Genomic DNA, 12314 nt, shown 5'->3' on the forward strand with positions numbered 1-12314 from the left:
GGGATCCCCTCCGGGAGGTGAGCGGCGCTTTACGCGAGGCATCGTATCGTCGTCGGGTGCGGGTGCGTGGGGGCTGGGCGCGCCCACGCGGCGGAGCCGCAAACCGTCAGCCCCGCGCCCCTTAGGTGGGCAGGACCGGCGGTGTCTTTGCGGGAACGGTCTCCAGTTTCTCCAACGCCAGGCGGATCGCCTCGTCCAGCTGGGTGTCCCTGTCCGCCGCATAATCCTGAGGCCTCTGCACCACCTCCACGTCCGGATCCACCCCGTGGTTCTCCACCCCCCACCCATACCCCTCAAGCCAGAACGCGTACTTGGGCTGGGTGACCAGCGTGCCGTCGACCAGGCGGTAGCGGCTGTCGATGCCGATCACACCGCCCCACGTGCGCGTGCCGACCACCGGGCCGATGCCCAGCGCCTTGATCGCCGCGTTGACGATGTCGCCGTCGGAGCCCGAGAACTCGTTGGCCACGGCCACGACCGGCCCGCGAGGTGCGTCCTCGGGGTAGCTGTACGGGCGCATGCCCCGCGGCAGGTCCCAGCCGACGATGCGGCGGGCCAGCTTCTCCACGACCAGCTGCGAGGTGTGGCCGCCCCGGTTGTAGCGGACGTCGACCACCAGGCCCTCGCGGGCCACCTCCACGCGCAGGTCGCGGTGGATCTGGGCCCAGCCGGGGGCCTGCATGTCGGGGACGTGGAGGTAGCCGAGGCGGCCGCCGGACTTCTCGTGGACGTAGGCGCGGCGGTCGGCGACCCAGGCGTGGTAGTAGAGCGGTTCCTCGTCGGCGAGGGGGACGACGACCGCGTGGCGGGGGTCGCCGCCGCCTGCCGGGGAGATGGTCAGCTCGATGGGCTTGCCGGCCGTGCCTACGAGGAGGGGGGCCGGTCCCGTTACCGGGTCGACCGGTTGGCCGGCCACCGCGAGGATCGCGTCGCCCGGGCGGACGGCGACTCCGGGTGCGGCGAGGGGGGCACGGGCGGCCGGGTCGGAGGTCTCGGAGGGCAGGATGCGGTCGATGCGCCAACTACCGTCCTCGTGACGGGAGATGTCGGCGCCGAGCAGGCCCTGCCGTTCGCCGTGGCCGTAGCCGCCGCGCGGGGTGACGTAGGCGTGCGAGGTGCCGAGTTCGCCGTGCACCTCCCAGAGGAGGTCGACGAGGTCGTCGTGGGTGGCTACGCGGTCGAGGACCGGACGGTAGCGGTCGAGGACGCCGGCCCAGTCGACGCCGCTCATGTCGGGGCGCCAGAAGTTGTCGCGCATGATGCGGCCGGTCTCGTCGAACATCTGGCGCCATTCGGCGGCCGGGTCGACGGTCTGGCGGATGCGGGAGAGGTCGACGTTGATGTTCGAGTCGCTGTCGTCGTCCTCGGAGGAGGCGCGGCGGTCGCTCGGGACGACCCGCAGTTTGTGGTCGGTGCGCAGCAGGACGCGTTTGCCGTCGCCACTGACCTCGAAGTGCTCGGCGTCCCCGGCGAGGTGCTCGATGCGCTGCTGGGCGAGGTCGTAGCGCTCCAACTCGGTTTTGGGGTCCGGGTCTTCGGGGGTCGCGCGGGTGGCGCCGAGGACGCCCTGCACGGGGTGGCGCAGCCACAGGACGCCGTCCTTGGCGGCGCGCAGGTTGGAGTAGCGGCCGGCCTCGACGGGGAACGGGACGATGCGGTCGGCGAGGCCTTCGAGGTCGATACGGGTGGTGGGGCGGCCCTCGCTGTCGGGGGTCTCGTCCTTGTCGGGGGCCTCGAAGGGGCGGCCGTGGCGCTGGGGTCCGAAGGGGGACGGGGTGGTGGCGGCGAGGGTGATCAGGTGCGGGCGGTCGCCGACCACGAAGGCGAGGTCGAAGACGTGCTCGTCGTAGACCGGGTCGAAGGAGCGGGTGGAGAGGAAGACCAGGTGTTTGCCGTCGAGGGTGAAGGCGGGGGCGTAGTCCTGGAAGCGGAGCGGGGTCGCCTCGGTGACCGACAGGTCGGTGGTGTTGGCGAGCTTGAGCTGGCGCAGCGGGCGCGGGCCGGGGTGCGACCAGGCGAGCCAGGCGGAGTCGGGCGAGAAGGAGAGGCCGGAGGCGTCGCCGTCCTCGCTGCGGTCGACCTCGCGGACCTCGCCGGTCTCCCGCTCGATGAGGAGGACGCGGCCGTCGTGCGAGGCGACGGCGACGCGTCCGCCGTCGGGGGCGACGGTGAGCGCGAGGACGCGGCCGAGCTGTCCGGCGGCGATGCGGCGCGGGGTGGCTCCGGGGGCGAGGCCGGTGGCGGGGGCGAACTCCAGGGCGTCGTCGCCCTCGGCGTCCGTCACCCACACCACCCACTCCTCGCCGTCGACGCGGAAGGTGTGGGGCAGCCGGGCGCGGACGCCGGGGGTGGCGGCGAGCGCGCGGGCGGGGCCGGCGCGGTGGGTGATCCAGTGGACGGTGCCGCGGACGGCGACGGCGCTGCCGCGCGCGGTGTGGTCGGGCGACGCGGAGGCGAACCAGCGGGCGGCGGACACCGGGAAGGGCTGCTGGTCGGTGCGCTGTCCGCCGAGCCGGATGTCGAGCCGGCGCGGTTCGGCGCCGTCCAGGTCGTCGAGGAGCCAGAGTTCACCGGCGGAGGAGTAGATGATCCGGGTGCCGTCGCCGGCCGCGTGCCGGGCGTAGAAGCCTCCCCCACTCTCGGCTCCGCTCGAGCGGGAAGTGCCCCCAAGCGGTGTGTGGCGGCGCAGGTCGGTGCCGTCGGCGAGGGAGGAGTAGAGGGCGCCGGTGCCCTCGTGGTCGGAGAGGAACGCGATCCGCTCCCCCGCCCACACCGGGTATTCGATGTTGCCGTCCAACTCCTCGTGCAGGCGCGTGAATTCGCCGTCGCCCTCGCGGTCGATCCACAGCTTGCCCGCGGTGCCGCCCCGGTAGCGCTTCCACCAGGCGGCCTCGCGGCCCATGGGGGCGGAGAGCAGGACGGTGGCGGCGGGCCCGATGGCCACATCGCCAACGGGCCCGTACGGCAGGGTGGTTGCCGGTCCGCCGTCCAGCGGGACGGTGCGGGCCCAGCTGCGGCGGAGGTTCGCCTGACCGTGGGTGCTGATGGCGAGGACCTGGCCGTCCGCCGTCCAGCCGCGCACCTGGGTGCGTGAACTCCCCCAGTGGGTGAGGCGTTTGGCCGGTCCTCCGTCGACCGGGGCGATGTGCACCTCGGGAGCGCCGTCCCTGGTGGAGGTCCAGGCGACGGTGGTGCCGTCGGGCGAGACGCGCGGGTGGTTCACCGGCACGTTCTCGGCGCTGACCCGCCAGGCCCGGCCGCCGTCGAGGGGGGCCAGCCACACGTCGTCCTCGGCGGTGAAGGCGATCAACTCGCCGTGCAGGTGCGGGAAGCGGAGATAGGCCTGGAGACCGGCCTGGGCTGCGGACGCTGAGGGCTGAGTCACCTGATCAGCGTATGCAGCGGCGGCCTGTGAAGACAGCGGTTTGGATCACTTGCCCGCTAGGGAAGGGCCCTCACTTGCCCTCCACGGGCCAGCAGGTCGGGTCGCCCTTGCACCAGATGGTCTTGGTGACCGTGACGGTGACGGTCGGTCCGGGGCCGTAGGTGAGGCTCGGGTTCGGGTTGACCACGGACGAGGGTGTCGCCGCGTTGCAGTCGCCGAGCCCGGTCACGTGGAACACCTGCTTGCCGCCCACCTTGGCGACCAGGTCGCCGCGCACACAGGCGCCGTCGACGGCCCGGGTGACCTTGCCCGTGACGGTGATGTCCCGGTTGTCGTTCGTCTGCCCCTGGCAGTCCACGGAGACGACCGTGGACTCTGTCGGCGAGGGCGTCTTCCCGGGCGTGTACGCCTTGTTGCCGCTGCCGTAGTTGCCCGTGCAGGTCAGATAGCGGACGCTCACATGGTCCCGCTTGAGCTCCGCGGTGGCCGTCTTGTCGGTGGTGTACGCGACGGTCGCCGCACTGAGATCACCGGGCTGGCACGCGACGACCCCGCCCACGGACACCATCGCGAGCCCCGCCACGGCGGCCACCCGCCGTCCGCGGGGCCGACGCCAGTTCTGCCTCAACGCCCCCATGGACGGCAGCCTGCCACCGTCGGGGCGCACACGGAAGAGCGCATACGGCCACCCGTGCGCCGGGGGCGCGATCACCGGCGCACGATCGTCAGCCCCGGAGCAGCAGCCACTCCTGAAGCTCCACCACATTGCCCTCGGGGTCCTTGAGATGCGCGACCCGCATCCGGTCCGTCATCGGCGCCGGGCCGTGCAGCAACACGGCGCCCCGGTCGGTGATCTGTGCGCAGTACGCGTCCAGGTCGTCCACCCGCAGCACCACCAGCGAGCGATGCCCGGTGACCAACTCCCCCAGCTCACCAAGGACTTGAGCCATCATCGCGCGGTCCTGCAGCGCGATCCCGGCCGACCCGACCGCCGGGCTGAACTTCTCGTACGGTCCCTCGGTCGCCCCCGACTGCGGCTTCAGGCCGAGGACTTCGGCGTAGAAGCGGTAGCAGGCGGCGAAGTCGGTGACGAGCAGCCTCACTTGGGCCAGTTCCACGGCTCTCTCCCCTGTGGTTCCTGTGGTTCCTGTGGTTCAGGACCAGCGTCCGGTGCGGCCCAGGAGCAGGGCCGTGGCCGCTGTCCCGGCGGTCGATGTGCGCAGCACGCTGCGCCCGAGCCGGTAGGCCTTCGCCCCGGCCTCCTCGAAGAGGGCCAACTCCTCGGGCGAGACGCCGCCTTCGGGGCCCACGACCAGCACGATCTCGCCCTCGGCGGGGAGTTCGGCGGTGGCGAGGGGTTCGCTGCGGTAGTCGCGGTCCTCGTGGAGTACGGCGGCGAAGTCGGCTTTGGCGAGAAGTGCGGCAACCTGTTTGCTCGTTGCGGCGTCCGCGACCTCCGGGAAGCGCAGCCGGCGGGACTGCTTGCCGGCTTCGCGGGCGGTGGCCCGCCACTTCGCGAGGGCCTTCAGACCGCGCTCGCCCTTCCACTGCGTGATGCAACGGGCGGCCGCCCAGGGGACGATGGCGTCGACGCCGGTCTCGGTCATCGTCTCCACGGCCAGTTCGCCGCGGTCGCCCTTGGGGAGGGCCTGGACGACGGTGATGCGGGGGCTGGGCTCCGGCTCGACGGGGAACGCGTGGAGTTCGACGATCAGCCGGTCCTTGCCCTCGGCCCTGAGGACCACCCCGGCGGCGCCCCGGCCCTGTCCGTCCGTGAGCACGACGTCCTCGCCGGGCTGCAGCCGTCGTACGGAGACGGCGTGCCGTCCCTCGGGGCCGTCCACCTCGGCGACGGAGCCGGGGCCCACGCCCGCCAGGGACTCGACCACGAACACCGGCGCCGTCATCGGAGGTCACCCCCGGTGGACAACGCTGTCCGGGCGGCGGTCAGTTCGGCGACCAGTACCTCGACCAGCCGGCCGGCCGGCAGCTCGCGGGCCATGCGGTGGCCCTGTCCCGCCCACAGCACCATGCCCTGCGCGTCACCGGCCGCGGCGGCCTGCTTGCGCAGCGGCGAGGTGAGGTGGTGGACCTCGGGGTAGGCGGCGGGGGCGTACGGGCCGTGCTCGCGCATGAAGCGGTTGACCAGGCCGCGGGCCGGGCGGCCGGAGAACGCGCGGGTCAACTCGGTACGCGTGAAAAGGGGGTTGGTGAGTGCCTGCTTGTGCAGGACGTTCGCCGCGGACTCGGGGGTGGCGAGGAACGCCGTGCCGAGCTGGGCCGCGCTCGCGCCCGCCGCGAGGGCGGCGGCGATCTGGCTGCCGCGCATCAGACCGCCGGCGGCGACGATCGGGAGGCTCACCGTCTCGCGGATCTGGGCGACCAGGGAGAGCAGCCCTATGCCGGAGCCGTCGCTCTCCGGGAGGTCGCGGTGGGTGCCCTGGTGGCCGCCGGCCTCGATGCCCTGCGCGATCACCGCGTCGGCGCCGGCCCGCTCCACGGCGAGGGCCTCCTCGGCGGTGGTGGCGGTGACGAGGGTGAAGGTGCCGGCCCGGCGCAGCGAGTCCAGCACCTCACGGGTGGGGACGCCGAAGTGGAAGGAGGCGAAGGCCACCGGGTTGTCGAGCAGCACGGACAGCTTCGCGTCGTAGCCGTCCTCGCGGCCGCTGTCCGGATCGCCGAGTTCCGTGTCGTACCAGGCGGCCTCGCCGGCCAGCTGGTGGGCGTAGACGTCGACCGCCGCCTTGTCCGCGTACTCCGGCTGCGGCATGAAGAGGTTCACGCCGAAGGGGCGGGACGTCAGGCTCCGCAGCTGCTTGATCTCCTGGTACATACCGTCGGCGGTCTTGTACCCGGCGGCGAGGAACCCCAGCCCGCCGGCCTCGGACACGGCAGCCGCGAGGCGCGGTACGGAGACACCGCCCGCCATGGGGGCCTGCACGATCGGATGCGGGAAAAGATCGGTCAGTGCGGAGGACATGACGGCATGTTGTCACGTCCTCCGAACAAGTCCGAATCCGGCCTTCCGGCAGGCATAGGACAGATGCATGCCCGCGCGGAGACCGGTTCCACGCCCCATTCGACGACCGATTCGACGACCGGTTCAGCGACCGTTGAACGCGTCCTTCAACCGCGAGAACAGCCCCTGCTGCCCCGGCTGGAACGTCCCCATGGGGCGCTCCTCGCCGCGCAGTTTCGCGAGCTCCCTGAGCAGACGTTCCTGCTCCACGTCGAGCTTGGTCGGGGTGGTGACCTCGACGTGCACGATGAGGTCGCCCCGGCCGCCGCCGCGCAGATGCGTGATGCCCCTGCCGTGCAGCGGGATCGACTGGCCGGACTGGGTGCCCGGGCGGATGTCGACCTCCTCCATGCCGTCCAGCGTCTCCAACGGCACCTTCGTGCCCAGGGACGCGGCGGTCATGGGGAGCGTGACCGTGCAGTGCAGGTCGTCGCCGCGGCGCTGGAACATCGCGTGCGGCAGCTCGTGGATCTCGACGTACAGGTCACCGGCGGGGCCGCCGCCGGGACCGACCTCGCCCTCGCCCGCGAGCTGGATCCGCGTGCCGTTGTCCACACCGGCCGGGATCTTGACCGTCAGGGTGCGCCGCGAGCGGACGCGGCCGTCTCCGGCGCACTCCGGGCACGGCGTCGGCACGACGGTGCCGAAGCCCTGGCACTGGGGGCAGGGGCGGGACGTCATGACCTGGCCCAGGAAGGACCGGGTCACCTGCGAGACCTCACCACGGCCGCGGCACATGTCGCATGTCTGGGCGGAGGTGCCGGGGGCGGCGCCCTCGCCGTTGCAGGTGTTGCAGACGACGGCCGTGTCGACCTGGATGTCCTTCGTGGTGCCGAAGGCCGCCTCGTCGAGCTCGATCTCCAGCCGGATCATGGCGTCCTGGCCGCGGCGGGTGCGCGAGCGCGGCCCGCGCTGCGACGCCGTGCCGAAGAACGCGTCCATGATGTCCGAGAAGTTCCCGAAGCCGCCCGCGCCGAAGCCGCCGGCTCCGCCGCCGCCCGCCTGCGAGAGGGGGTCGCCGCCGAGGTCGTAGACCTGCTTCTTCTGCGGGTCCGAGAGCACCTCGTAAGCGGCGTTGATCTCCTTGAACCGCTCCTGGGTCTTCGGATCCGGATTCACGTCCGGGTGCAGCTCGCGCGCGAGCCGGCGGAAGGCCTTCTTGATCTCATCCTGCGACGCGTCGCGACGCACGCCGAGGACGGCGTAGTAGTCCGTGGCCACTTAGGACTCCGCCAGGATCTGTCCGACGTACCGTGCCACTGCGCGTACCGCTCCCATCGTTCCCGGGTAATCCATGCGGGTCGGTCCGACCACGCCGAGCTTGGCGACTGCCTCGCCGCCCGAACCGTAGCCGACCGACACCACCGACGTGGAGTTGAGTCCCTCGTAGGCGTTCTCGTGACCGATCCGTACGGTCATGCCCGAATCCCCCGCCTCACCAAGCAACTTGAGGAGGACGACCTGCTCCTCCAGGGCTTCCAGGATGGGGCGGATGGTGAGGGGAAAGTCATGTCCGAAGCGGGTGAGATTGGCGGTGCCGCCGATCATCAGCCGCTCCTCTGTCTCTTCGACGAGGGTCTCCAGGAGGGTGGAGAGCACCGTCGCGACCGTGCCGCGGTCCTCGTTCTCGAAGGCGTCCGGCAGGTCCTGCACGAGCTGCGGCACGTCCGCGAAGCGGCGGCCGGCGATCCGGCTGTTGAGCCGCGCGCGTAGATCCGCGAGCGAGGACTCCCCGAACGGCGCCGGGCAGTCCACCATGCGCTGCTCGACCCGCCCGGTGTCCGTGATCAGCACGAGCATCACGCGCGCGGGGGCCAGCGACAGCAGCTCCACGTGCCGCACGGTCGAGCGGGTCAGCGACGGGTACTGCACGACGGCGACCTGCCGGGTGAGCTGCGCGAGCAGCCGCACCGTACGGCCGACGACGTCGTCGAGGTCGACCGCGCCGTCGAGGAAGTTCTGGATCGCCTTGCGCTCGGGGCCGGTCATCGGCTTGACGCCGGCGAGCTTGTCGACGAACAGGCGGTAGCCTTTGTCCGTGGGAATGCGTCCGGCGCTGGTGTGCGGCTGGGCGATGTACCCCTCGTCCTCCAGGGCCGCCATGTCGTTGCGCACGGTCGCCGGGGAGACGCCGAGGCTGTGCCGCTCGGTGAGCGCCTTGGACCCGACCGGCTCCTCGGTGCCGACGTAGTCCTGGACGATGGCGCGCAGTACCTGAAGCCTGCGTTCGCTGAGCATCGCGCACACCTCCAGTTCTGGTCGCCTTTGTCGCCGCTTGTCGCGAGCCCGCCCTTTCCTGGCACTCTGTGCGCGTGAGTGCCAGCGTTCCCCGGCCAGTGTACGGCCGTGAGGTACACCCCGGGCAAGGCCGGTCCTGCGATGTCACGCCGTGGGGTGCCGTCACCGTTAGCGTCGCCGTATGACGGTGACTTGGGAAGAGGCGGGGTGGGAGCGGCTCGCCGCCGGGGTGGGCCGGTGCCGGCTGCCTGGCTGGGACTGCACGGTGGGGCTGGTCGTCGGGGACGGCTCGGCGCTCATGATCGACGCCGGGTCGAGTGTGGCGGAGGGCGCGCGGTTGCGCATGCAGGCGCAGGCGCTCGCCGGGCGCCGTGTGACCCATCTCGCGCTCACCCACGCCCATTTCGACCATGTCTTCGGGGCGTCGGTCTTTGCCGGGGCGACGGTTCTCGCGGCCGGGGGCCCGGGCGAGGTGTTCGAGGGCTGTGGTGAGGAGGTACGGGCCGACGCGGTGCGCAACGGTCTGGACCCGCGGGCGGCGGAGAACGCGGCGGACATCCTCGTGTGCCCCCGTGAATACGTGTGGGGCCCCACGGTGCTCGACATGGACGGCGGCCCGGACGTCCACCTGGTGGCGACTCGCGGACACACCGCCCACGATCTCGCGCTCATGGTGCCGGGCGACCCGCCGGTCGTGTTCTGCGGCGACCTGGTCGAGGAGTCCGGCGCACCCCAGGCGGGCCCCGACGCCGTACCGGGGCACTGGCCGGCCGCGCTGGACCGGCTGCTCGACCTGGGCGGGGAGGACGCGCTGTACGTGCCCGGTCACGGAGCGGTGGTGGACGCGGGGTTCGTGCGGGCCCAACGGGACGCGTTGGCAACGCGTTTCGGCGTGTCGCGGTGACGCCTCCCGGCCTTCTCCTATCGTCATCCGAATGCGCCAGTACTCCGCCGACCTGACCCCGCCGTGGAAGAAGCCCAGGCCCGTCCCCGAGGTCCCCGCGGAGGCGGGCCTGGTGGTCGAGGAGCCGGGCACCGGTTTCTGCGGCGCGGTGATCCGCTGCGAGGCCGGCACGGTCACCCTGGAGGACCGCTTCGGAAAGCACCGGGTGTTCCCGATGGAGCCGAGGGGCTTCCTGCTGGAGGGCCGGGTGGTCACCCTGGTCAGGCCGCCTTCGAGTCCGCTACGGCCCACCCGTACGGCATCCGGTTCGGTCGCCGTCCCCGGTGCACGCGCGCGCGTGGCCCGCGCCGGGCGGATCTACGTGGAGGGGCGGCACGACGCCGAGCTCGTCGAGCGGGTGTGGGGCGACGACCTGCGCATCGAGGGGGTGGTGGTCGAGTACCTGGAGGGCGTCGACGACCTGCCGGCCATCGTGGAGGAGTTCGGTCCGGGCCCGGACGCGCGGCTCGGCATCCTGGTCGACCACCTGGTGCCGGGCACCAAGGAGTGGCGCATCGCCCAGTCGGTCACCAGCGAGCACGCGCTCGTCGTGGGCCACCCCTACATCGACATCTGGGAGGCCGTGAAACCGTCCTCCGTGGGCATCGCCGCGTGGCCCCGGGTCCCGCACGGGCAGGACTGGAAGACGGGGGTGTGCCGGGCGCTGGGTTGGCCGGAAAACACCGGTGCGGTGTGGCAGGCGATTCTGGCCAAGGTCCGGTCCTACAAGGATCTGGAGCCGGAACTGCTGGGCAGGGTGGAGGAGTTGATCGACTTCGTCACGGCCTGAGACGCGGCAGGGTGGCGAATGCGGTCGTGTCCAGGTCGATGCCCACGATCGGCAGCGCTACGAGGTCACCGAACTTACGCGTCCGCTCCGACTGATAGTCCGCCGAGAAACCGGCCCCGGTCGGCTCTGTCAGCACCACACACCTGGCCTCGAACGGGTCGATGATCAGGTAGACAGGGACGCCTCCTGCGGCGTAGATCGACCGCTTGTCCACGTAGTCCCGGTGGGCGCTGGTCTTCGACACGACCTCGACGAGCATCGTCACGGCGGGAGCAGGTACGAGTCGTCCCGGACCGTCGTCCGCGCCGATCTCCATGACTACGAGGCCCGGCTGGGGCTCGCTGTTCTCGCCGGGAAATGCCACATCCTGCGTCTGGAGACGCTCCCACCGACTGGAGGGAATCTGGTCCTGCACGGACTGCACGATGCGGTTGTGGACCTTGTCGGGCCCCGCCATCATCACGATGTCCCCCCGGATGAGTTCAGCCTTGTAGCCCTCGGGCACCTCAAGGTTCTCGAACGTCTCATGCACTCGGCGATCATCCACAGCGGTCATCTCCGTGGCCCTCCGCATCCGCCGCGCTCTGTCGACGGCAGCTCAGGAAACAGACCAAGGACCGAACCGGCGTTCTGCTCGGATGCACCCGCCCGAGTGATCAGTCCACCAGGTCCCGCACCACCGCGTCCGCCAGCAACCGCCCCCGCAGCGTGAGCACGGCGCGTCCCTCGTCGTAGGGCCGCTGTTGCAGCAGTCCGTCGGTGAGGGCCCGGCGGGAGGCCTTGAGGCCGTCCTCGTGGAGGAGGTCCAGCGGCGCGCCCTCCCGCAGCCGCAGCTCCAGCAGGATCCGCTCCACCCGGCGGTCCTCGGCCGAGAGGATCTCCCGGCCGGCGCCCGGGGAGCGGCCCGCCGCCAGGGCCCCCGCATACGCGCCCGGGTGCTTCACGTTCCACCACCGCACCCCGCCGACGTGCGAGTGCGCCCCGGGGCCCGCGCCCCACCAGTCGGCGCCGCGCCAGTACAGCTCGTTGTGCAGACAACGGCCGGAATTCGACGTCGCCCAGTTCGAGACCTCGTACCAGTCGAAGCCCGCCGCGGACATCACCTCGTCGGCGATCAGATACCGGTCGGCGTGCACGTCGTCGTCCGTCATCGGGACCTCGCCGCGGCGGATCCGGCGGGCCAGCTGGGTGCCCTCCTCGACGATCAGGGCGTAGGCGCTGATGTGGTCGGGGCCCGCGCCGAGGGCCGCGTCGAGGGAGGCCCGCCAGTCGTCGTCGCTCTCGCCCGGGGTGCCGTAGATCAGGTCGAGGTTGACGTGCTCGAAGCCGGCCGCGCGGGCCTCGGAGACGCAGGCCTCGGGGCGGCCCGGGGTGTGGGTGCGGTCCAGGACCTTCAGGACGTGCTGTTTCGCGCTCTGCATGCCGAAGGAGACGCGGTTGAAGCCGCCGTCGCGGAGGGCCGCGAGGTAGGCCGGATCGACCGACTCCGGGTTGGCCTCGGTCGTGATCTCCGCGTCGTCGGCCAGGCCGAACTCGTCGCGGATCGCGCCCAGCATCCGGACGAGATCGCCCGCCGCGAGCAGTGTGGGCGTGCCGCCGCCCACGAAGACCGTGCGCACCGGGCGCGGGTCGTCGCCGAGGACCTTGCGGGCCAGGCGGACCTCGTCGATCAGGGTGTCCGCGTAGTTGTCGCGGGAGGCCAGCACTCCGCCCGTGCCGCGCAGCTCGGTCGCCGTGTAGGTGTTGAAGTCGCAGTAGCCGCAGCGGGTCGCGCAGTACGGGACGTGCAGATAGAACCCGAGGGGGCGGGCCGCGGCCCCGGCGAGCGCCTGCGCGGGCAGGGCGCCGTCGTCGGGGACGGGTTCACCGTCGGGGAGTGCGGAAGGCATGTCCTCCATTGTCCAGCACCCGTACGACTGCCCGCTCCGCCCGCTCCCTG

11 protein-coding genes are annotated in these 12314 nt (G+C 71.9%); 2 read left to right on the forward strand and 9 right to left on the reverse strand.

Going from position 1 to position 12314, the window contains the following annotated elements:
• Positions 1-121 precede the first annotated feature (121 nt).
• The 7 genes from ACWDEW_RS05905 to hrcA all read right to left on the reverse strand — a co-directional run bounded on the left by ACWDEW_RS05905 (position 122) and on the right by hrcA (position 8642).
• Positions 122-3385, reverse strand: a complete 3264-nt coding sequence (locus ACWDEW_RS05905) for a S41 family peptidase (RefSeq protein WP_450509999.1) — start codon at positions 3383-3385, stop codon at positions 122-124.
• 70 nt (positions 3386-3455) lie between these two features.
• Positions 3456-3968 carry a hypothetical protein gene (locus tag ACWDEW_RS05910; protein WP_450510171.1) on the reverse strand — a complete coding sequence of 171 codons (513 nt, stop codon included), beginning with the start codon at positions 3966-3968 and terminating at the stop codon, positions 3456-3458.
• 142 nt (positions 3969-4110) lie between these two features.
• Positions 4111-4503 (reverse strand): VOC family protein, encoded by a 393-nt coding sequence (locus ACWDEW_RS05915; RefSeq protein WP_450510001.1) that lies wholly within the window; start codon positions 4501-4503, stop codon positions 4111-4113.
• Positions 4504-4539: 36 nt separating this feature from the next.
• The gene (locus ACWDEW_RS05920; protein ID WP_450510002.1) at positions 4540-5292 is read right to left on the reverse strand and encodes a 16S rRNA (uracil(1498)-N(3))-methyltransferase; all 753 of its coding nucleotides are present in this window, start codon (positions 5290-5292) and stop codon (positions 4540-4542) included.
• On the reverse strand, positions 5289-6365 hold the full coding sequence (locus ACWDEW_RS05925; RefSeq protein ID WP_450510003.1) for a nitronate monooxygenase: 1077 nt from the start codon (positions 6363-6365) through the stop codon (positions 5289-5291). Before ACWDEW_RS05925 ends, ACWDEW_RS05920 begins: the two co-directional genes overlap by 4 nt.
• Before the next feature lie 123 nt (positions 6366-6488).
• The gene (dnaJ, locus tag ACWDEW_RS05930; protein WP_399116463.1) at positions 6489-7625 is read right to left on the reverse strand and encodes a molecular chaperone DnaJ; all 1137 of its coding nucleotides are present in this window, start codon (positions 7623-7625) and stop codon (positions 6489-6491) included.
• Entirely contained in the window at positions 7626-8642 is a 1017-nt protein-coding gene (hrcA, locus tag ACWDEW_RS05935; RefSeq protein ID WP_200713968.1) for a heat-inducible transcriptional repressor HrcA, read from the reverse strand.
• 181 nt (positions 8643-8823) lie between these two features.
• On the opposite strand from hrcA, the gene ACWDEW_RS05940 reads away from it, so the two are divergent.
• Both ACWDEW_RS05940 and ACWDEW_RS05945 read left to right on the forward strand, forming a co-directional pair.
• On the forward strand, positions 8824-9546 hold the full coding sequence (locus ACWDEW_RS05940; protein WP_450510005.1) for an MBL fold metallo-hydrolase: 723 nt from the start codon (positions 8824-8826) through the stop codon (positions 9544-9546).
• Positions 9547-9577: 31 nt separating this feature from the next.
• A complete protein-coding gene (locus ACWDEW_RS05945) occupies positions 9578-10375 on the forward strand; it encodes a DUF3097 domain-containing protein (protein ID WP_450510007.1) in 798 nt (265 codons plus the stop codon).
• Here ACWDEW_RS05945 and ACWDEW_RS05950 read toward each other — a convergent pair.
• Entirely contained in the window at positions 10365-10931 is a 567-nt protein-coding gene (locus ACWDEW_RS05950) for a Uma2 family endonuclease (protein ID WP_450510009.1), read from the reverse strand. The two genes, ACWDEW_RS05945 and ACWDEW_RS05950, sit on opposite strands and share 11 nt — an antisense overlap.
• A gap of 100 nt (positions 10932-11031) precedes the next feature.
• Complete coding sequence (hemW, locus tag ACWDEW_RS05955; protein ID WP_450510011.1) at positions 11032-12264, reverse strand: radical SAM family heme chaperone HemW; 1233 nt, start codon at positions 12262-12264, stop codon at positions 11032-11034.
• Positions 12265-12314 lie beyond the last annotated feature (50 nt).

It is taken from the genome of Streptomyces sp. NPDC001100 (assembly GCF_053598575.1).